This window comes from Staphylococcus sp. GDX8P114P-2 (assembly GCF_017892945.1).
In the GTDB taxonomy this organism is placed as follows: Bacteria; Bacillota; Bacilli; order Staphylococcales; family Staphylococcaceae; genus Staphylococcus; species Staphylococcus arlettae.
The window spans coordinates 64,933-88,277 of record NZ_JAESMB010000014.1; the positions used below are offsets into that span (position 1 = coordinate 64,933).

Genomic DNA, 23,345 nt, shown 5'->3' on the forward strand with positions numbered 1-23,345 from the left:
AAAGAGGTGTAAGATTTGTTTGTTAGAATACTAGTACCTTGTTTTAATGAAGCACCAGTATTGCATCATATGTATGACCAGTTAAGTGACATTTTGTCAGTTGATAGTCAATTACAACAGTATCAGTATGATATTTTGTTTGTAGATGATGGAAGCACAGATGACACTTTAACGATTATTAAACAGTATGCATCGATAAATCATAGAGTTAAATATATCTCATTTTCACGTAACTTTGGTAAGGAAGCGGCAATGTATGCAGGACTTAAGGAGAGTGACACAGTAGACGCAGTGGTGATTATTGATAGTGATTTACAACACCCACCAGAACTCATTCCTAAAATGATTAAAGCTTTTACACAAGGTTATCATCAAGTTGTGGCTTGCCGTGACAGAACTGGGGAACAGCAATGGAGAAAAAGACTGACTAAGTTATATTATGGAACAATTAATAGACTTATAGATGTTTCTTTAATGGATGGTGTGGGTGATTTTAGACTACTAAGTCAAAAAGCTGTTCACGCAGTGCTATCATTAAGCGAATATAATCGTTTTTCTAAAGGTATTTTTGCATGGATTGGTTTTGCACCTAAAGTTATACATTATCAAAACAAAATTAGAGTTAACGGTGTATCTAAATGGTCATTTAAGCAATTGTTCAATTATGCTATAGATGGATTATTATCATTTAATAATAAACCATTACGTTCGTTGATTTATATAGGAACATTGATTTTAATATTCAGTTTTATATATATTATTGTAAGTTTAGGGGATGCTGTCTTGTATGGTATACAGACGCCCGGTTATTTTACGACAATTTTTGCGATTACTTTTTTAGGAAGTATTCAACTGGTTTCTATTGGCATAATTGGAGAGTATATTGGTAGAATTTATTATGAGGTCAAGCATAGGCCTCTATATATCGTGAATACAACCAATTTATTAAAAGCCGAGGTAGCGAAAAATGAAAGTGTTAAGGAATAATAGTACTGTTATAACATTAACGCTGATTACCATATTTTATATTATTATGGCGTTCTTTTTACCTTTAACTCATGATGATTGGGAATGGTATAGCAAATATGGTATGCAAATGTTAGAAGAAAGATTTGCTAATTTAAATGGTCGGTATCTAGGCAACATCACTGAAATTATAGCGGTGCGTTATAACATCGTACGCTGGAGTACATATGTCATCATATGCTTAAGTCTCTTGATGGTCATGGTACGCTTTGTTGGACATCAAGTTTCCTCGATTTATTATGTAGTAGCTTTTATTTTAATGTTAATTATTCCAAGTGCGATTTATAAACAAACGTATGGTTGGTTTGCAGGATTTTATAATTATGTCCCATCAACGGTATGTGCCTTATTTATTATTTGGTATGTAACAACATTATTATTCTCGTCGCAACGAATCTCGCCAATACATCATGTGTTATTTTATGCATGTTGTGTGGTTGGACAATTATTTATGGAAAATATTACAGTTTTTCATATGCTTTTTTTAGCTTTAGCAGTTGTTACTTATATTATTTTATATCACAAGCTCAATGTGAAATTGTTAGTTGGTTTAGCATTGTCAAGCATAGGTACGCTGATCATGTTTTCCAATGCCAATTATCGCAAAATATTTTTTGAAGGTAGCGACTACCAAAATATTCCCCAAGAAATAAGTTTTGTCGAAACAATATATAAAACAGTGACATCTGTATTTACCCAATGGATGTTCTTTAATCAAATTGTGATAATACTTATTATAATTGTCTTAGCGTATTTATTATTAAATAAAAGTGCAGTTTTTCAATCGTTAAAGACTGTTAAGCAGTGGTCACTTTATATAGGGTTAGCCATATTGCCACTTTACTATTTTTGTATTTATCGTCAATTTGAATTATTTAATTACCAAACGATACACATTGTCAATATTGTTAATTTATTGATTTGTCTTATATTTGTTGTTTCATTAGGACTCACAATACACTATTCTATTAGCTCACAAGAAACGAAATTTACTATTTATGTTTTAATGCTGACGCTGGCTTTAGTATCTTTACCATTAGTAATTGTGTCACCTTTAGGTCCGAGGAACTTTTTTACAATTTATGGAATTTATGTCGTTATACTATTATTACTAGTGAAGCAATTGCATATTAAAATGCATATTATTCGTTCGTTAGTTATGGCAGTGGCCGTTATTTTAAGTGTCGTATTTATAAGTGTTTTTGGATATATTCATTATTATAATAGTGAACGTGTTGCTCAGTTGAAACATGACATTAAAGCACACCCTAAAAAGCATTCCTATGTTATGGAAAGGCTGCCTTTCGAAAACTATATGCAACATTCAATACCGAAAAGTCGTAAATATCAAAAGTATTTTAATTTATATTGGGACATACCAGAAAATACTCATGTGAAACATGTTCCATTTGGTTATAAAAAACAGCAAGTGCAAGCACGAGAAAGAGATGTTGAACAATAGCAACAATCAATAATGTATAATAGTTATTGAATGGCATTTGCATAAAGAAGTAAGTATTTTTTGTTAGAATTGATAATAGTACATTCTAGTTTGATTGTTACTAAATTTAGACAATTAAGCAGTTACCATAAGGAAATGTAGTATTTTTATTGTTATTTCAGCAGAGAACATGTAAATTTAACTTAAGGATCCATATCTATTAACAATGAACTGTTACGTTAATAGAGTCGTATCATTTCAAAGTGTTGATTGAGGTGAAGAATTATGATGTATATTGGTATTTTAATGCCTCTGTTAGTTATCGGTTTTATCGTAATGTCTGTATTAGAAGAGAAAAAGCATAGAAAACAAGATGCTGAAAAACAAGAACAACAAGAACAATTTGAGCAAGAACAACAAGAAAAAGCAGAGCTGCAAGACGACGATAAAGATGAGCATTAAATAATATGTATGTTAGAGGCATACTACCATATAACAGAAACACGACCCAGTTGGTGAGGGTCGTGTTTTTTTATTGCATTTTTAAAGGTAAATAGGAAAAATGAATAAGCTATGGCATAGTTTTTATGAAATAAGAAGTGTATGATAAAGGATAATGGATTTTATTTACAATGACCATCATATGAAAAAGGGGATACATATATGATTGAAATGTATTATATTTTACAAAACATCTTGCTACCAATATTTATTATGGTATTGCTTGGTTTTGTTTTACAAAAAAAATTCACCTTAGATTTAAACACGTTGGCTAAATTAAATATTTATGTATTTGTGCCAGGTTTTATTTTTGTAAAATTTTATCAGACTGATTTTGCATTGAAACTGTTATTGTACATCGTCATCTTTTTTATTATATACATATTTATTCTCTATATTATTGCAGAAGTGTTAACAAGACTTGGCAAAATGGAGAGAGGTAAAGCTACGACGCTTAAAAATAGCACTTTCTTTTTTAATTGCGGTAATTACGGCGTGCCTGTTAATGACTTAGTGTTTAAAGGGGATGCACTAGCAATGTCTGTACAAGTCATTATGTTATCGTTACAAAATATTTTTACGTTCTCTTATGGAATCTTTTCAATTCAATCATTACAAATAGGTAAATTGAAAGCAATGCTAGGTTATTTTAAAATGCCTGTGCTTTATGCGTTAGTGTTAGCATTAATTTTTAATTATAATGATATTCCTATTCCTAAATTTGTGTGGACGCCTGCTAACTATGTAGCAGATGCAATGATTGCGATTGCCTTAATTTTATTAGGCGGACAAATTGCCAAAATAAACTTCAGTTTAAAATGGTCTTCAGCTTATATTTTTATACTAATTCGTCTCGTTGCTGGTCCATTGATTGCTTTGGTTATTATTAAATTAATGGGTATAGACGGTATTGTAGGTCAAGCACTCTTCATCACGTCTGCGATGCCAACTTCTGTAAATAGTTCAGTTATCGCTCAAGAATATGATAACTATCCAGAAATGGCAGCACAATTAGTATTTTTATCAACACTCTTTAGTGCGCTAACAGTAGCAATAACTATTTATTTTTCACATATGTTATTTTAAATAACAGTAAAACACCACTCCGTATACAAGTAAATGTGTAGGAGTGGTGTTTTTGTTGTCTCTATTAAAATTTGTGTTAAATAAAGATATCTAAAATTAGCACTACAATAAGTCCAGTAATGGATGTTAAAAGAAGTGTTAGCCCCCAAGTTTTAAAGGTATCTTTAATAGAAATATTGAAATACTCTTTGAATAACCAAAATGAAGCGTCATTCACATGCGTAATTGTATTACTTCCCGTAGCTGTGGCTAAGACCATTAAAACTGGATTGACATTGAAAGTAGGAATTAAAGGACCGACAATTCCTGCGGCTGTAATCGCTGATACTACGCCTTGACCAGTTGCAATACGGATCAATGCAGTAATGAGCCAGGCCATAATAAGAGGTGAAATATTAGTGTCAGTCATCAGATTGGCAATATATTCACCAACATGGGCTTTTAATATAATTTCTTTAAAAGCACCACCAGCACCTACAATGAAAATAATGGTAGAAAGGCCTTTTAAACCGCTTTCAAATGACGACATCATAGTTTACATATTTTTTCCTTTACGTAGACCAAAGACGATAACTGCGATCATAATTGAAATTATTAAACTAATTTCAGCACTTCCGAAAAAGGTGATTATTTCATGTATGGCAGTATCCTCTGTAACAAACATACTTAAAATCGTAGAAATAGAAATTAAAATTGCTGGAATTAAAGGTACAATTAAACTTAAACGAAAGCTAAGCATCTCTGCTTCCGTAAAAACTTTATTTTTTTACAATAATGGTGGTACTGGATAATCTAATTTTTTTAACAATTTTGGGAAGAGTATTCCTGCGACTAAAACTCCGGGAATAAAGACAAGAATACCTAATAAATAAACCATCCCCATATCGGCGTTATAAGCATCAACTAACGCTGTTGGTCCCGCCTGTGGTGGAAAGAGACTATGGGACAATGTTGTAGCTGCAACCATAGTGATTCCTAATTTCATGAAAGGTGTTTTGGCTTCTACAGCAATACTAATTACTAAAGGTGCTAAAATCATAAATGCAACTTCATAAAAGACTGAAATACCAAATACAGCACCAATAATGATTAATGCCCACTGTACATTTTTTACCCCAAATTTAGAGATTAAAGTTGAAGCAATACGTTGTGCTGCGCCAGAATCAACCATAATTTTACCTAAGACAGCACCAAACCCAATGATTAATGCTAAACTTCCTAATGTTGATCCTAATCCATCTTTAACAGTATCTAATATAGTCATTGGTTTCATTCCGTTAATTAGACCAACGATAATAGCAGAAAATATAAGAGCTAATATACTATTTATTTTAAGTTTAATATTGATAAAGAGTAGGAATGCTACACCAATAATCAAAGATATTAGCGGCAAATGTTCACTCAATAATGACATGTAAACGTCCTCCTAATTTAATAATAAGTCATGTAAGCGTATTCAAATTACTCTATTATAAAAGATTTTCGAGAAAATAACAACGTTGTTATTTTTATAAAAAGTAACACACCATTAATTATGAAAAGCGGTGTGTTATGTTTATTATATTAGTTGTTAATTATTAGCATATGATTCAAAAGGCCACTGTTTATCAGTTAACACTTTAGTATAGAACGGATCGCTGCCGATGACTTTGATATTATCTGCAAGCGCTTCAACTTCATCTAAATGATGTGTTGTTAAAATAATTAAGCATTGTTCCTTTAAAGTAACTAATAAACGGTGGATATCATAACGAGATTTTAAATCGATACCGACAGTGGGTTCATCGAGTAATAATATTTGTGGTTGACCGAGTAGACCAATTAATAGATTGACTTTACGTTTTGTTCCTCCAGACAGTTTGGCGACAGTTTGCTGACGATCTTGTAAGTTAAGTGTTTCTGCGTAATTAGTAATTTGTTGATCTGATAATGGTGTACGACACAATGCTTTGAAACATGCGATATTTTCATCGATCGTCATATGTTCAAACAAAGCAATATCTTGAGGAATATAACCAATAAGTTGACGAATTGCTTTTGTTGTTAAAGTTTTATCAAAGTATTTAATTGTTCCACTATTTGGTTGCTCCAAAGATGAAATTAAATTTAACAACGTTGATTTACCGGCACCATTTTCACCAAGGAGTACGGTAACTTGTCGATCTGCGAATGTCATATTGAGCTTATTAAATATTGTTTTGCGTTGATAATGCTTATGAATATTAATAAGTTCTATCATATTGTCACTCCTAAAATTGTAAATAGATATAAATTAAAGTAATAGCAACTGCATAGATAAGTGCCATGAAAAGTCTATGACTTAACGTATTAATAGTGAATAATAACCATGAGATACCTAATTCATAAATAATAATAACGAATAATGTAGCTAAATAAAAAGTTATGCTAAGTTGTTGGTGCATTAATAGTGCGCTCAACCATAGTATAATAAGCAACACTATAGTGTGTGCCGCAATATATAGCCCATACAACTTTAATTTACTAAAAGGTGCTAAATACAAACGTTGCAAAGGCGCGTTTTGTTTTAGATTGTGGTGAAGTAGTATTTGAATACTGCTGATACACAAAAGCAAACCGAAAATAATACTCATAGATAGTGAGCGATTGGAAGCATTATGTAACGCACGAAAGTCCACATTTGATGCAGGTGTTTTAGCTGTTAATTTAGATTTAACTTGATTGATACTGACGTTAGTATCGGCCTCTTGTACGTGTGCATGTACAAGATGAGGTATCTGTTGGTTATACAAAGATTGGCTTACTATTTCCAAGGAAATATTGCCAATAAAATCATCTCTGCCATAAAGTAATATAGCTTCATGTAAATCATTTTGTTCTAGTTGTGAGCTGTAATTTTTAGGTATTTGCAGACTAATTACAGCTTCTTTTTTAGTTACAGCTTCCTCGATGTAATCATCATCTAAAGGTAAAGTTGATACTTCTAAAATAGGTTCTTGTTTAAGTTGCTTAATTAACGTTTTAGAGTTAGTAGATTGATCTAAATCTTGTATAGCAATAGGAATGTGAAATGTTTGATTAATCGTTTTTTGTAGTACCCATATCAAACCTAAACTACTTAATAAAATGCCAAATAAAAGAAGGTACTGCTTCCATTGTTTATAAATGACTAAGTATAAAAATGGCTTCATGTGCGATACCTCCAAACTAATAGCCCGATAAGCCAACAGGACAGGACGATCAAACTGCTATAAAATAGAGGGCTGATGTCTAAAATATAGTTGTTCAGTACGAGTTCTAACAATTGATTCGTAACTAGACTGAACGGTTGATGAGCGAATAGTCCTCCCAATAAATGACTGAAGTAAATAGTAGGGAGTGTGATTCCTGATAATACAAGTATAACTAGTGTAAAAAGAATTTTAGCAAATAACTGTTTTAAGCCTTGTAACTGTAATTCAATAATTGTTAGCACTAGAGTTATCATGATGACATAATATAAAATGTGAAGTGCTAAAGTTGGCCAGTTGTACATTTCAAAGGCATTAGGTAAGGTTAACAACATCCAAAGTAAGCCTAAAATCGCCCATACTAAAGTATAGATAAAAGTAAACAAACTTCGGATAAGTATAAGCTTTTCTACAGCAAAATGAAATAGGGTCAAACGGTCTTTTAAAGCTTTTTCTTGATTCATTTTTAAAATTGAAAACAGTGATAAACAGACAATAAAGATAGATGCTAAATAACCAGTTACTACATAATAACTGCCAGTATGATAAATAGTCATTGGATGATAGTCAAAGGTGCCTGTACGATTAAGTCCTGTAAATAATAAGTCGGTCAATAACTTTAGATTGTCATTTTTTGTTGCATCAGGTGCAAGTGAATTGTAAGTGAGGCCACCGCCCATAGCACCCATCAGTCTGTCGTAGACTGAATCAGTTAATTGGTTAAGTGTAATACTCTGTGTTGACTGTTTATCATATGTATAAACTGTAATAGGTAAACTGCCATTACGATAAAATGTTTTCGTCATACCATCTTTGAATACATAATATCCATCGAGTTGGTGTTGTTGCAATTTTTTATGCGCTTGCCGTTGTGTGTAAGGGGTGATACGTATATCTTTTCCTAAGTTATTACCATTACCTAAAGATTTTAAAATTAATCGTGTTTCTTTAGTGTCGTCTTCATCGACAACTCCAATGTTGAAGGTAGTATTATCTTGCTGTGACTGTTGAATAATAAGTAATGTTCCAAAAGCAGCGATAATTATGACAAATATATAAAGCAATAAATACCATTTTTTTAATAAAAAGGAGTGATAAATGCGAAACAATTGAAATGTTTTCATTTTATCACTCCTTTATAGTTAATTAGTTATTATTTTAAATCTTTTGCGACATCTTTAACAATATCTTCTGTATTATCAGATATTTCACGTTGTAATTTTCTGAAGTCGCTGTCACTTAGTGTATTTAAATCTTTAGCATTACCTTTGTCGAAGTTAATATCTTCCTTCAGTTTTACGTCACCTTCTAAAGTAACTGTTACTGGTTCACCTTCGACATCCATAGTGACATCAAGTTTTTGTTTTTGTTGATTATTTTTAGTATCTGTATTTAATACATTATTATAATCTATTGTTGTTTCATCGTATTCAGAGCCGAAGGTAATGTTACCTTTGTCTGTACGTTTGTCTCCATCTTGTTTTTCTTTGTTAGAAATTTTAATGTTAGATTTTTTATATGACTCGTCAGCAGTTAAAGTGTATTTATCATTGTACGTGTCATCTTTTTTAGTAGATTTACCTTTGATGCCTAAAGTTGTATTGTCGGCTTTGATTTTATAATCGACAGCTAAGTTATCATCATCGATATTACTTGTACCTTCAAGTGTTACTTCTTCACCATTTTCTGCTTTTAGAGTTAAATCTCTTTTTAGAATATGTTTATCTTCTTCCCAAATTACAGATTTAACGCTAGGGAAATCTGAAGCATCTGTATCTTTAACTTCTTCTAATGCATCGTCAATTGAATCGCTATAAGAATCTGCTTGCATTTTATCTTCTGCAATTTCTTTAATGTCGTCATCATCTTTTGCTTCTTCTAATACAGTTTGAATAAGAGCTTTTGTTTCTTTTTTGCTTAAAGTCATAGTAACTTTTTGTACGTCTGTGTCTTCACCATCAACTGAAATAGTGTCATCTTCTTTGTCGAAATTATCGTCATCTAATTCATCGATGATTAGATCACTGTAACGTTCACTAATGTCTTCTAATTTATCTTCAGAAATCTGTGTGCTTGATAAAATAGTATTTAAATTCAATGAATCATTTGTGATAGCATTATCTTGTGAACTTGTTGAAGAATAACTGCTGCTTCCAGTTAACTTGTTATACACATCTACTAGCTCATCGTTTTTGGCTTTGTAAACATCATCTAAAATAGGTGCTTCATAATATTGGTTATTTTTGTCTGCAGCCCACTGGAAGTCTCCGATACTATTATCTGCGATTGTTGGAGATAATGCTAGCACTGACTTGTCTTTATCAGGGTCATGTCCTACCTTTAATCCGATTTTAGAACCGTCTACCACCGATTTAGGAATATCTGCGTCTTTTAATAGCTTTGCAGGTACATCAGCACTCGCATCCATATTAATTAAATATGATTCGTCTTTCATCTTGTCTTGGAACTCAAATCCATCCTTGAATCGTGTTTTGGCATATTCTTGATATTGTTTTGCAGTTTCTTGTTCACTTTTTAAATAAGTGTTTTTAGGTGAATTTGAAACAAAATAATATGTTGCTGCCCCAATAATTCCCACAACTAACAAGAGTCCAATGATAGCTGCAATGACAATTTTCACTGTTTTTGACATAAGATTGCCCCCCTCAAATTTCAATTCTTTGTAAACATAATAACATAAAAAATATAATAATTAATCATGAATTTGATAATTTTTTTAAAAAGTGTAAACGCCCATTATTTTTGTGTAAATTTTATAAAATTAAATTAGAAAGTATAATTACTTTTTTAAATATAGTTAATTATAATGATATATATTTTATCGGGAGTTAACTCAAAGGAATTTATAATGTTAATTTATATAATAGATATTTTAATGTTGATAAGGGTCTATTAATTGCAAAGACAGCGAAAAGAGGATTTTTATGCGCTAGCTATATAGGCAGTGTGATTGTGGGAATAGTTATATGTAAAAAACCCTAGCACAGTCTACTGCGCTAGGGTTTTAATATTTATGCTTTTGAATTTACATATGATGTTGGATCAACTGAATAGTTATTACCTACGCCACCGTCCATACGTTGGAAGTGTAAATGAGGTGCTGTTGAATTACCAGTATTACCTGATAAACCAATTTGGTCACCTTCTGAAACTGTGTCACCTTCTGATACATTTAGTTCATTCATGTGCATATACCATTGGTAATTATCACTATTTTCTTCTTGGATAGTAACTTGGTTACCGCCACCATAATTACTCCAACCACTTTGCGTAACTGTTCCATCAGTTAATGAATATACTGGTGTATTTTCATCCATTGCATAGTCAACGCCATAGTGAGCGCCGCCACCATAATATTGACCATAAGGTTGTAGTTGACGGTTTTGAGTTAACCAATTAGATGAACTTGTTTCATTATTACTGTCTGTAGTTGATTGCGTAGTGTTTGCTTCTTCACTTGACTGTGCTGACTCGTTTACAGGTGCAGCAGTTTGAGTAGTCTCATAATTTGAGCTTGTAGCATTTGTATTATTTTGTTGTTCAGTTGCTTGTGCTGATTCATTTACAGGTGCAGCAGTTTGAGCAGTCTCATTATTAGAGTTTGCAGCATTTGTATTATCTTCGTTGTCAGTTGCTTGTGCTGATTCATTTACAGATGCTGCAGTTTGAGCAGTCTCATTATTAGAGCTTGCAACATTTGTATTATTTTGTTGTTCAGTTACTTGTGTTGATTCATTAGCTGATGCTGCAGTTTGAGCAGTCTCGTTATTAGAGCTTGCAGCATTTGTACTGTCTTCGTTGTCAGTTGCTTGTGCTGATTCATTAGCTGATTGATTTGAAGTAGCGCCTTGTTGAACGTTATGCTGTCCATTATTATCATTGCGTGTATAGTTATTGTCATAGTTATTTTTATCTTGTTGAGCACTGTCATCAGTACCGTCTAAGTGATAACCTGATTTTTGAACTTCTTCATGGCTTTTATTTGGGCTGTTCACATTCCCATCTTGTTGAACAGGTGTAGTTGTAGCGTTTGTATTATCGTTAGTAGCGCCTTGTCCTTCTCCTGCAACAGGGAAGTAGAAGTAATGATAATTACCTTTATCATCAATAAGGTAGAAATAATATTGCTCATCATCGAACATAGATTGCTCCCAATTGCCATCTGATGTATGATGATAATTTCCACTTGCATCTTTATCCATATAACCTTCGGCAAAGATACCAGAAAATTGACTTTGCTCTTGACTTGAAATAGTTGTTTCTGAAGCTTCAGCTTCACTTTGTTGCGCGATACCGACTGCACCTAAAGATAGCGTAGCAATCGTTGCTGTCATTAATTTTTTCATAATAAAAATAAATCCTCCCAAAATTTTTCCTGGAATAACAATAGCAGATAACTTTCTAAAAGAGAATATAGTAATGTTTGTTTTAATACAAAAGTAATTATTATGAGATGCATGTAAATATTTAGAAAATTAAAAAAGTCTTATATTTATAGGCGAATATTAAGATTGTACTATAGTGTAAAAATACATTATTTCATTGTATGTAATTTTTTTGCAACATAACGTTATGTTTTTTGGCAAAATCTATATTATGTTTCGTTGTTTGTAATAAAGATTAGGTAATGATGACTACTATTAATAATAAATATGTGTTTTGGAGTAACAGCAATATATGATTGTTATATAGGAACATTGACAGCAAGTAAGTTAAATTGAAATTTTCTTTCAGTATCAAATTTTAAGTAAAGAGGCGTTATTGCACATTAAATCATGTGATAATAACGCCTTTATTTTCTAATTTTATGTTCTTTTTACTGTAGTAAATAAATACTTTGGACCAAGCTATGTGTAGCGTAAATGATTGATAATGTATTTAATATAAGTCAAAGTGACATAAACGACTACTAATGTGGCGAAAATAAGTTCAGTAATCATTACGATATTCAATAGAACATTCCACAACGGTGGTAAATTTACCAGTTGACATAGTGAGACTACCGAAGCAGCAGTTGTCACCCAGGGAAAAGTAAGAGCTGCATAGGCAGGTTGGAACCCAATTGTTTTAATTCTTGGAATGAAAAAGAGCGACATGATAAATAAAGCTTGTGATAATACAAAAAAACTTCCTATATATAGCATTGAATAATCTGTCCGCGTTAACAGATAACCATTTAAGCAAAGTGCTGCAGGTGCAGAAATAATTACGGCCATTGGAAACTGTTGATTGTTATACCTTTGCCAAGCTTTACGGCATAATACAAACAGTAGTAATATGATGAAAAATATCGATCCTAAATAAACCACGCCTGCGCCTAGTTGTGTACTAAAACCTTCAGACGTTTCAGCAATAACCCCGATACCTACAAATGCCACAAACCAACTAGTATTCGGTTTGGAATCAGTCGATGGAAATAACCATATATGATAAATGATGAATCCAAGTAATATACTAAAATGGATGAGTACCATGAGCCACCACATTATAGTAATAAACCATCCAATGACATGTAAGTAATGATGTAATATATATAATAATGATAATAGTGCCATTGGCAAGGCAGGAAAGGTGGCACAAGTATTAGCATTTTTTAATTCATTGGCAACTGTATGGGGAAAAAGTAGCAATTTTTGTAAAAATATAACTATGATAATAAGAGATATATAAAATAATAAAAAAGGTAGATAGGTCAAGTTGATGGTGAACAAAAGATTACTTAATGCTGCTAAACCCAATGCTAAACCACATATGGGAGTCGGTAATTGTTTCAGTAATTTAGCATAAATAGTGATGCACTCCTTACACAGTCTTTTATCAACAATGTTATTAGTATACTATGTTTTAAAGTAGTTGTGTGAAGCTAAATTGTTACTAGGAAAGTTCTATAGTTCTGATTTTCAATGTGGGCTAGGCGCTTAGTTGCTATAAAAATTTCAATTAAATAGCTACTGGAATCAGTATAAAAATAGCCAAATGCAAGCGCGCTATCATTATGAGGCATCGAATATTGTAATATAAAAAAGCATCTCGCCTCAAAGTGTGGACTTTGAGGCGAGATACGCTGTTGTAAATCATTAATCTGTTATCGCACCTTTAGATGCGGAAGATACTAATTTTGCATATTTGTATAACGTACCATGTGTTGCTTTCAATTTTGGTGCTTGCCATTTTGCTTTACGCTCAGCTAACTCGCTATCAGAAACATCGAAGCTAATTTCACGTTTTTCGGCATCAATGGTAATAATGTCATTTTCTTCTAATAGTGCCATAGGTCCACCAACTTGAGCTTCTGGTGCAGCGTGGCCAATAACTAAACCATGAGAGCCTCCAGAAAAACGGCCGTCTGTTAACAAGCCTACAGATTCACCTAACCCTTTACCAACTAAAATTGAGGAAGCGGATAGCATTTCAGGCATACCTGGTCCACCTTTAGGTCCGGCGTACCGAATAACGACTATATCGCCAGGTTTAATTTGATCATTTAAAATCGCATGTGTTGCGTCATTTTCAGTGTCAAAGACTTTAGCTGGACCTTGAATGTACGTAACACTTAATCCTGAAATTTTGGCTACCGCACCTTCAGGGGCTAAGTTTCCTTTTAGGATTACTAGTGGACCTGTTGGGTGTTTCGGCTGTTCAAAATTAATGATTTCTTTGTTATCAGATAAATCGGGTGCATCAGCTAGATTTTCTGCTACTGTTTTACCAGTAACTGTTAAGCACTCTCCATGAATTAATCCATGTTTGTGAAGTAGCTTCATTACTGCTGGAATACCTCCGACATCGTTAAGGTGTGACATGACGTACTTACCACTCGGACGTAAATCAGCTATATGAGGTACACGTTTACGTACTTCTTCAAAATCATCTAATGTTAAATCAATTTCCATAGTATGTGCGATGGCAAGTAAATGTAAAATTGCATTTGTTGAGCCACCTAAAGCCATAGCAACAGTAATTGCATTTTCGAAAGCTTCTTTAGTCATAATGTCTTTTGGATAAATGCCTTGTTCTAATAAATGATAAACAGCCTTGCCTGCTGCACGGCTATCTTTAGCTTTATCGGCAGATACTGCTGGGTGTGATGCACTGCCAGGTAAACTCATACCCATAGCTTCAATTGCTGACGACATAGTATTTGCGGTAAACATACCACCACAAGCACCAGCGCCTGGACAAGCATTACACTCTACTTTGTGTAACGCTGCTTTATCAATTTCTCCATTGTTATATTGTCCTACACCTTCAAAGGCAGACACAGCATCTAAGTCTTTTCCGTCTAATTTCCCTGGTAATACAGTACCTCCGTAAACAAATACAGCTGGTAAATTTAAACGTGCAATACCAATCATACAACCCGGCATATTTTTATCACAGCCGCCAATTGCAACTACGCCGTCTAAATTTTCTGCACTGACTACAGATTCAATAGAGTCGGCGATCAATTCACGACTAGGTAATGAGAATCGCATACCGTCAGTACCCATAGAAATGCCATCAGATACAGTAATGGTATTAAAAATCAGTGGATTTGCACCAGCTTCGCTCACGCCACGTTTGGCAGCACGTGCGAGGCCATCAATATGTACGTTACATGGTGTAACTTCACTCCAAGTACTGGCAACTCCAATCATTGGATTGTTAAAGTCATCATCTTCAAAACCTAACGCACGTAAATAAGAACGGTTCGGTGTACGACTGACACCTTCACTGATTACTTTACTTTTAATTCTTAAATCTTGCTGATTGTTACTCTCCCTGTTCATAAAAATACCCCCTAAAATTACTAACACTTTAGTGAATTTACTATTGTGTGAAAATTCTAACTATTTTGAGTGTAACAAAATAGTTATCAAGTTAAAGTCAGTCATAGTAGCCAAACCTTTTGTCTTCACTTTTAACAGGCAGACTAAAACTATTGTTTTTTCAGTGTAACTCAAAATGACGTCGAACCCCAACATAACGAATTAAACTTAAACTAATCTTGTACATTTTTATTGTGCAGTCAATAGCTAAATTACGATATGGGAATGCACATGTGAGCGCAACAGTAGCGATATATGACTGAATCGTTGACTGCAAGATGGCGTTTTACTTAAAATTAACGAAATAAAATACTGTAGAACACAGTAGTATCGATAGTTACAACGCTATTTGCTATTAAATCTAAAATTGTTACTATTATATTAAATGTATATTAAAAATGTTTTGTTTTTGTAAAAAAATGCATTTGTTTTTGTTATACTAAATGTTATTGTTTTCAGATAAACTCCAAGTGCTAAAGAAATATTCTTAACACTTAATGTAAATATATATAAAAGTAAAGAGGTAATATTAATGAATAAAATATCTGTTATAGTCACTTACTATAACTCGGAGGACTACATTGCTAAATGTTTAAGTAGTTTGAAAAAGCAAAGAATGCAAGATTTTGAATTGATTTTAGTGAACGATGGCTCAACGGATCAGTCAAAAGAGCTAGTGGCATCTATGTTAGATGGATGGGATATTAATTGTCATGAGATTGATTTAGATACAAACAAAGGTCATGCGCACGCACGAAATATAGCATTAAAAGAAGTAACTTCACCGTATTTCATTTTTGTCGATTCCGATGATTATTTAGCATCATATGCTTTAACTTATTATTTGAAAGTGTTAAATAAATGTGATGCCTTAATTGCGCCAATCCATTCGTTTACATTGGATATTCCACAATACGTTGATCAAAACTTAGTAGAAGTAAAATATTTAAAAACTAAAACACATTCCAATCAATTTTTACGTAAAAATTCAGCATGTAATATAGTGTTTAAAACGGCTATCATGAAAGGGCATAACGTACGTTTTAACGAAGACTTAGATGTTTATATTGATTGGTCATTTTTACTTGAGTATATGAAATATTCAAATTGGTTTGTACGAGTGTCACGATTCCCATTTTATATCAAAGGTGAAATCTATGATCCATTCTTAAAACCAGCGTTGTCTAAACAAGAGTTTGGTGTTGTTTTTAACGACTATATTTATAGTTTTAACGATGCTATAAAACGCGCACCATATAAAGACAATAAAAAATTTATTACGAATAAAATGAAGAGCTTAGTGATGCAATCATTTGAACCATCTTCAAGAAAGACAAAAGAACGTTATGCAAATTATAGCTCTTTACTTCCTGGTGTAATACGCAAATTATTAACTAATATCATTAAAAACGAAAAACCATTATTTATTTTAGAATCATTATTACTAGCATTAAATCAAAAGAAAAAAGCTTACAAAATTAACCTAATTAGAAAAAATGCACGTTTGGCTAAAAATGTTATCTTAAAGCGCAAAAACAAAAATCGTTCGTTGTATCAGTTAACGGATAGTCCAGAAAACGTTCGTCCAAATGTCATTGTGTTTGAATCTTTCGGTGGCAAAGGCTACAGCGATAGCCCTAAATATATTTATGAATATATGATGAATCATTTCCCAGAATTTGAATACATTTGGGTATTAAACCGACCGAAGAATGTATTTATACCTGGTCCAGCGAAGAAAGTGAAAAAAGGTTCACAAGCGTATTACGAAGCATATAGTAAAGCTAAATATTGGGTTGCCAATGCACGCTTGCCATTATATTTAAATAAAAAGCCCAATCAAGTGTATATACAAACTTGGCATGGTACACCATTAAAACGTTTAGCTAATGACATGAAAGTTATTCGTATGCCAGGAACGACAACTGAGAATTATAAACGTAACTTCAGAGAAGAAACTAGTAGATGGGACTATTTAGTATCACCAAATAGGTATTCTTCTGAAATTTTTGAAAGTGCCTTTTGGATGGATAGTGATAGAATTTTAGAAATTGGTTACCCTCGTAACGATGTCTTAGTGAACAGAGCGGATGACGAACAGTATATTAATGACATCAAAGAAAATTTAAATTTACCACATGATAAAAAAGTCATAATGTATGCTCCAACATGGAGAGATGATGAGTTTGTGAAAAAAGGTAAATATCTATTTGATTTAAAAATAGATTTAGAAAACTTACAATGTCAACTAGGGGATGAGTACGTAGTGTTATTAAGAATGCACTATCTTATTTCCAATGCTCTAGACTTACGTGGTTTTGAAGAGTTTGCGATTGATGTATCAAACTACAGTGATATTTCAGAATTATACTTAGTTACTGATTGTTTAATTACAGATTATTCATCAGTTATGTTTGACTATGGTGTACTGAAAAAACCACAAATTTTCTTTGCTTATGATTTAGATAAATATGGACAAGATTTACGTGGTTTCTATTTAGACTATCACAAAGATTTACCAGGTCCGATTTATCAAGATCCTTATGAATTAGCAAATGATTTGAAGAACTTAGATCAAATAGCAGAAGATTACAAACCACAAATTGATGCGTTTTATGATAAATTCTGTTCGTTAGAACAAGGAAAAGGTTCTAAAATTATTTCAGATGTCATTAAATATTAATTAAATAAACGAACTACATTAGACATAGTTATGGTCTAACAATAGCTGGAGGCAAACAAACGATGAAAAGAGTAATAACTTACGGCACATATGATTTATTACATTATGGACATATTGAATTATTGAGAAGAGCTAGAGAGCACGGTGATTATTTAATCGTTGCGTTATCTACAGATGAGTTTAATAAAATTAAAAACAAAAAATCATATTATAACTATGAGCAACGTAAGATGATGTTAGAATCAATTCGTTATGTAGATTTAGTAATTCCTGAAGATGGTTGGGGACAAAAAACTAAAGATGTAGATAAATATGATGTTGATTTATTTATTATGGGTCACGACTGGGAAGGTGAATTTGACGAGTTGAAATCACAATGTGAAGTGATTTATGTGAATCGTACAGAAGGTATTTCAACGACTCAAATTAAAACTGAATTATACGGTAACTAAGCTACCGTTAGTTATAAAAAAGAAGCGAGAAATCGCTTCTTTCGGACTGTCGACAAAGTTTCTGACTTTGTCGACAGTTTTTTTATGCACGCTTTCCGCGGGCACTGCCACAGCCTGTAGTCTTCAGCGAGTGCGCTTCTCGCAGGAACCGTTGCCAAAATTATATATTGTTGCAATATGATACGTCCCAAAGCTAGTGTACATACTGTTTTTTGAAATTAAGTATTGCTTCTACAGCTACTTGATATCCAGGTTTCGTAGCAGATTGTAATTGCTTGATTTTGGCAATATTCGCTTTGTAATAGTCTAAGTTAGTTAACATTTCTGTTACCGTTGTTTTTAGTTCAGTAGTTGTTACAGTGGCGGAATCAAGTTTTTTGCCGATCCCTAATTGTTCAATTTGATGTGAGACGACTGGTTGGTCAGCGCTTTGTGGAAAAGCCAGTAAAGGTACATCCATCATCATAGCTTCGTTCGTACTATTCATCCCAGCATGTGTGATAAATAAGTCTGTATATTGTAATAACTCAATTTGTGGAACGTATGATTCGACAATAAAGTTGCTAGGTATATCATCAAAATTAGCAAGATTATTTGTAGTGCCAATTGATACTACGACTGTAACATCTAAATCTTTTAAAGCTGCAAAGCATCTATTAAAGAAGCTGATGTTTTCGTTAAACACTGTACCTAGAGAAATATAAATAACAGGGCGTGAAGTATTAATCTTATTCATAAACTCAGTAGGTTGTGGTGTGCGTACTGACGGTCCAGCAAACACAAACTCTTGAGCATTAAACTGCTCAACATCGTGTTGAAATCCTTGCATAATATAAGAAATATTTAAATCACCAGGATTATTCATAATTTCATGACGTGACGGTATTTGAACTTGATATGTTGTTTCAATATCGGTTTTTAAACTTTGGAATATTTGGTTAGAACGTGCAACTTCCGAATCATCAAGTTGATTTTCAATTGAAGTGATAAAATTGTCGAACAATGGCTTCGTTTTAGCAAAAGTGGTAACGGATGAAATAGCAGGAATATTTAATTTTTGAGCAATTAAATAGCCACACCCAAACATAGAATCATAGATTACATAATCAAAATGTTCATGTTTAATATCATTTAAAATGCGTGGTAACATGACATGGGCAGTATTCAACACGCCATTGATGACGTCTAACACATTATTATTACCATATGCTGTAAAGGATTCGACCACTGAATCGATAGGTAACGAACGTATCTCGACTCCAGTATTAGCTAGTTTAGATTCGTATATATCGCTTAAATAATAAACGACTTCTTCTCCTTGGTCTACCAACGACTTACATACTTCAATCGTTGGATTGATGTGACCTTCTGACCCTGGATTGATAAATAAAATTTTTCCCACAAAAAAACCTCCTAAGTTAAACTAATATTTAGTTTAACAAAAATAATTCAAATAAAAAAATATGTATATTTTATTTACTTTTTTAACAGTGCGAATAACAAAAAAGACTACCATCAACCGTAAGTGATTTGATGGTAGTCTTTATATTTAAATAATCTTTATTTGAAGTGTTTTGTGACTAGATTATTTTGAGAATTGAACAGGTATTAATTGCGAATATATTCGAATATACCGGCAGCACCCATACCTACACCGATACACATAGTGACCATGCCGTAACGTGTGTGTGGTTGTTTTTTCATTTCTGATAATAAACGTCCAGTTAGCATTGCTCCTGTAGCACCTAAAGGATGTCCTAAGGCAATTGCGCCACCGTTGACATTGGTTTTATCTATGTTTAAACCAGTTTCGCGAATGGATGCGAGCGTTTGAGATGCAAATGCTTCGTTTAATTCGGTAATGTCAATATCATCAATTGTTAAGCCATTGGCTGACAGTACTTCAGGTATAGCATAAGCCGGTCCAATACCCATTAATTTTGGATCTACACCAACAGCTTTAAAGCCGACAAAACGAGCAATTGGCGTAACACCTAATTCTTTAACTTTGTCACCTGACATAACTACTACAAAGCCTGAGCCGTCAGTTAATGGTGCAGATGTACCTGCCGTCACAGTGCCGTCAGCCTTAAAGACAGTGCGTAACTGTGCCAGTGCTTCGGCATTTGTATCAGGTCTTATCATCTCGTCTGTTTTGAATTGTTTTTTAGTGACTACAGGACCATTGTGGTCATATGACACATCGTTCACTTCGATAGGGATAATTTCATCTTCAAATTTCCCAGCTTGTTGAGCTTCATAAGCACGTTGATGACTTTGGACAGCATAGGCATCTTGATCTGCTCTCGATACTTGATACGTATCAGCTACCATTTCAGCTGTTAATCCCATAGGATACGATACGCCACGATCTTCATCTTGTAGTAATGGGCTGTTGGTAGGTTCATTACCACCCATTGGAACAGCACTCATTAGTTCTATGCCACCCGCTACTAAGATATCACCTTGGCCAGCTTTAATTTGATTGGCTGCTAACGCAATCGTTTGTAGTCCAGATGAACAGTAACGATTGACAGTTTGTCCAGGAACACTGTCAGGCATACCTGCGAGTAAGGCAATAGAACGTGCGATGTTTTGTCCTTGTAGACCTTCAGGGAAAGAGTTACCGACAATGACATCTTCTACCATGTCTGGAGTGAAATTGCCATCAACTCTATCTAATACTCCCTTTAATACTTGAGCAGCTACTTCATCAGGTCTTTCATGAAATAATGCGCCACCTTTAGCTTTACTTGCGGCAGAACGTCCATAAGCAACAATATATGCATCTTGCATTTAACTTCATCCTCTCTCTACTCAATTTCAATGATTAGTTACGTAACGGTTTTCCTGTTTTTAGCATGTGTGATATACGATCATACGTTTTTTCATTATTTAGTAGTTCTAAGAATCCTTGTTTTTCTAGTTTTTGTAAATAGCGTTGATTGACATATGTGTTACGTGGTAAATCGCCACCAGCCAAAATATTGGCTACTTTTAAGGCAATTTCGTAGTCGTAGTCACTGATAAAATGACCGAGACGTTGTGCGTCTAATTGACCTTGTGCTAATGCTTTAAAGTCTTTACCTAAAGCGATGAAGTTTGGTTTTGGTGTTGGTATATAGTTCGTTTGTGCTTCATAAGCTGCGCGTTTCAATGCTACTTCAACACGTTGGTCAGTGTTCAAGATGATCGTATCAGTTGGTTTTAAATAACCATAACGTACAGCTTCATGAGCATTAGTAGCTACTTTGGCTAAACCAACATTCATCAATACTTTTGATACACTTTCTTGTTTGTCGTTAGCTTTATGGTCAGTGCTCAAGATACGTGTTGCTAATTCAGCTAAACCACCACCACTTGGTAACAGTCCTACACCTGTTTCTACTAAACCGATATACGTTTCACTTGATGCAACGACAAATGGGGAGTGCATTACTAACTCACAACCACCACCCAGTACTTTACCTTGTGTAGTAGTGACTACTGGTTTTAATGAATGTTTTAAGCGACTGAAACTATAATGTAATTTATCAACAGCGTCACCAACTAAAGTATCAACTAAGCCATCTTCGTGTGCTTTTTTCATCATGTAGAGGTTAGCACCAACACTAAAGTTATGACCATCTGCATAAATGACCATGCTACTATAGTCATTATTTTCTAAGACATCAATAGCTTCTACTAAATCATCGGCAAAGCCGTCTGAAATGATATTATTTTTACTTTGTAATTTAAGTAGTAATTGGTCTGTGTTAACGACTGCTAATTTGGAATCTTCTTTATCCCATAATTCTTGTTCGATTTGGTCAGTAATAGCTGTGACACGCTCAATAGATTCTTGAGGTTGATAAAACGATCCATTTAATGATTCGATCCAGTCGGGCAATGTGCCTAATTCATCACGCATTCTTGATTTGACACGGTCAAAGCCCATTAAGTCCCATAATTGAAATGGTCCTTTTTTCCAATTGAAGCCCCAAACAAGCGCACGATCAATGTCTTTAAAATCAGGAGCAGCTTTCGGGACATTGATAGCAGCGTAATAAAAATTATTACGTAGCGTTTCCCATAAAAATGTTCCGGCCTCATCTGTTGCATTGAAGATAACATCTAGATTATGAGATAAATCTTTATTGAATTGTGCCAAGATAGGTAAGTTCGGTGTTGATTGGGCAACGTAATCGTTAACTGATGCATCAAAGACTAACCGTTGTTTACCTTCTTTTTTATAGAAGCCTTGTTTTGTTTTGCGACCTAATGCGCCAGCTTCATATAGTTGTTGTGATAATTTTACTTCTTTAAAATATGGTTGTTCTGCAGGGTCTTGACGTAAACCTTGCATTACAGCTACAGCAATATCTAAACCTACTAAGTCAGTTAAACCATATGTCCCAGTTTTTGGTCGTCCGATAGCTTGACCAGTTAGAGCATCAACGTCAGTAATGGATAATCCTTGTTGTTCAGCACGATACATAACGTCATTCATCGTTTGTGTACCGACACGGTTGGCAACAAATCCTGGTACATCGTTAGCAATTACAACGCCTTTACCTAATACATCCTCAGCAAAACGTTGGACTTGTGTAATAATTTCAGAACTCGTTTCTTGATTCGGAATGATTTCAGCTAATTTCATAATCCGTGGTGGATTAAAGAAGTGTAGTCCTAAAAATCGAGAACGCGCTTGCTGATCAAACGCTTTGGCAATACCCTCTATAGGGATACCTGATGTATTAGTAGCAAAAATAGCACTGTTCTTCGCTATTTGTTGTACTTGGTTCCATACTTGGTGTTTGATGTCGATATCTTCTTTGACTGCCTCAATATAAATATCACTATCATCACCTTGGACTAAATCATCTTGAAAGTTACCAATTGATAAATTAGAAGCATATTGCAAATCAAATAACATAGGTTTCTTCTTATCTGTAATGATGTTATAAGCCTTTTGAGCAATTTTATTTGGTTCTTGTTCATCTATCACAATATCTAATAATTTTACTTTTAATCCCGCATTTACAAGTAAGGCAGCAAGTTGGCTACCCATTGTTCCTGCACCTAATACAGTGGCTTTTCTTATAGTCATAACATTACCTCCATGTAATTAAATCATTT

The 23,345-nt window shown here is 33.5% G+C and carries 15 protein-coding genes and 2 pseudogenes; 6 read left to right on the forward strand and 11 right to left on the reverse strand.

Annotated features, from left to right (window positions below; translation table 11 throughout):
• Window positions 1-15 precede the first annotated feature (15 nt).
• From KA845_RS07630 to KA845_RS07645, 4 genes are all read left to right on the forward strand, one after another.
• Window positions 16-987 carry a glycosyltransferase family 2 protein gene (locus tag KA845_RS07630; RefSeq protein ID WP_021459464.1) on the forward strand — a complete coding sequence of 324 codons (972 nt, stop codon included), beginning with the start codon at window positions 16-18 and terminating at the stop codon, window positions 985-987.
• Window positions 968-2,488: a hypothetical protein gene (locus KA845_RS07635; RefSeq protein ID WP_103388259.1), complete on the forward strand. Its 1,521-nt coding sequence runs from the start codon at window positions 968-970 to the stop codon at window positions 2,486-2,488. Before KA845_RS07630 ends, KA845_RS07635 begins: the two co-directional genes overlap by 20 nt.
• Before the next feature lie 264 nt (window positions 2,489-2,752).
• Window positions 2,753-2,929, forward strand: coding sequence for a hypothetical protein (locus KA845_RS07640; protein WP_021459462.1), 177 nt, complete (start codon window positions 2,753-2,755; stop codon window positions 2,927-2,929).
• Window positions 2,930-3,130: 201 nt separating this feature from the next.
• Window positions 3,131-4,054, forward strand: a complete 924-nt coding sequence (locus KA845_RS07645; RefSeq protein WP_002509907.1) for an AEC family transporter — start codon at window positions 3,131-3,133, stop codon at window positions 4,052-4,054.
• A gap of 76 nt (window positions 4,055-4,130) precedes the next feature.
• Here the strand turns inward: KA845_RS07645 and KA845_RS07650 are convergent.
• The 8 genes and pseudogenes from KA845_RS07650 to ilvD all read right to left on the reverse strand — a co-directional run bounded on the left by KA845_RS07650 (window position 4,131) and on the right by ilvD (window position 15,053).
• Window positions 4,131-5,468: pseudogene (locus tag KA845_RS07650) on the reverse strand (gluconate:H+ symporter).
• A 156-nt stretch (window positions 5,469-5,624) separates the two neighbouring features.
• Window positions 5,625-6,293, reverse strand: coding sequence for an ABC transporter ATP-binding protein (locus KA845_RS07655; RefSeq protein ID WP_103388258.1), 669 nt, complete (start codon window positions 6,291-6,293; stop codon window positions 5,625-5,627).
• A 10-nt stretch (window positions 6,294-6,303) separates the two neighbouring features.
• Window positions 6,304-7,224 (reverse strand): ABC transporter permease, encoded by a 921-nt coding sequence (locus tag KA845_RS07660; RefSeq protein WP_210127917.1) that lies wholly within the window; start codon window positions 7,222-7,224, stop codon window positions 6,304-6,306.
• Window positions 7,221-8,387: an ABC transporter permease gene (locus KA845_RS07665; protein WP_002509903.1), complete on the reverse strand. Its 1,167-nt coding sequence runs from the start codon at window positions 8,385-8,387 to the stop codon at window positions 7,221-7,223. Before KA845_RS07665 ends, KA845_RS07660 begins: the two co-directional genes overlap by 4 nt.
• Window positions 8,388-8,416: 29 nt before the next feature.
• Window positions 8,417-9,916 (reverse strand): DUF6583 family protein, encoded by a 1,500-nt coding sequence (locus tag KA845_RS07670; protein WP_103388256.1) that lies wholly within the window; start codon window positions 9,914-9,916, stop codon window positions 8,417-8,419.
• Between the two features lie 379 nt (window positions 9,917-10,295).
• Window positions 10,296-10,682, reverse strand: a pseudogene (locus tag KA845_RS13165) (M23 family metallopeptidase); the annotation flags it as partial.
• A 1,449-nt stretch (window positions 10,683-12,131) separates the two neighbouring features.
• Complete coding sequence (locus KA845_RS07680) at window positions 12,132-13,022, reverse strand: SLAC1 family transporter (protein ID WP_167867773.1); 891 nt, start codon at window positions 13,020-13,022, stop codon at window positions 12,132-12,134.
• A gap of 339 nt (window positions 13,023-13,361) precedes the next feature.
• Window positions 13,362-15,053: a dihydroxy-acid dehydratase gene (ilvD, locus tag KA845_RS07685; protein WP_002509899.1), complete on the reverse strand. Its 1,692-nt coding sequence runs from the start codon at window positions 15,051-15,053 to the stop codon at window positions 13,362-13,364.
• Between the two features lie 571 nt (window positions 15,054-15,624).
• Here ilvD and KA845_RS07690 point away from each other — a divergent pair.
• Together KA845_RS07690 and tagD are read left to right on the forward strand one after the other, a co-directional pair.
• Window positions 15,625-17,775 carry a bifunctional glycosyltransferase/CDP-glycerol:glycerophosphate glycerophosphotransferase gene (locus KA845_RS07690; protein WP_210127919.1) on the forward strand — a complete coding sequence of 717 codons (2,151 nt, stop codon included), beginning with the start codon at window positions 15,625-15,627 and terminating at the stop codon, window positions 17,773-17,775.
• Between the two features lie 62 nt (window positions 17,776-17,837).
• Window positions 17,838-18,227, forward strand: a complete 390-nt coding sequence (gene tagD, locus KA845_RS07695) for a glycerol-3-phosphate cytidylyltransferase (RefSeq protein ID WP_002509897.1) — start codon at window positions 17,838-17,840, stop codon at window positions 18,225-18,227.
• Window positions 18,228-18,420: 193 nt separating this feature from the next.
• Here tagD and KA845_RS07700 read toward each other — a convergent pair whose 3' ends face one another.
• The 3 genes from KA845_RS07700 to fadB form a co-directional block, all read right to left on the reverse strand.
• On the reverse strand, window positions 18,421-19,629 hold the full coding sequence (locus KA845_RS07700; RefSeq protein WP_021459454.1) for a macrolide family glycosyltransferase: 1,209 nt from the start codon (window positions 19,627-19,629) through the stop codon (window positions 18,421-18,423).
• Between the two features lie 206 nt (window positions 19,630-19,835).
• Window positions 19,836-21,023: a thiolase family protein gene (locus tag KA845_RS07705; protein ID WP_002509895.1), complete on the reverse strand. Its 1,188-nt coding sequence runs from the start codon at window positions 21,021-21,023 to the stop codon at window positions 19,836-19,838.
• Between the two features lie 34 nt (window positions 21,024-21,057).
• Window positions 21,058-23,316 (reverse strand): 3-hydroxyacyl-CoA dehydrogenase/crotonase FadB, encoded by a 2,259-nt coding sequence (gene fadB / locus KA845_RS07710; RefSeq protein WP_103388253.1) that lies wholly within the window; start codon window positions 23,314-23,316, stop codon window positions 21,058-21,060.
• Window positions 23,317-23,345: the final 29 nt, after the last annotated feature.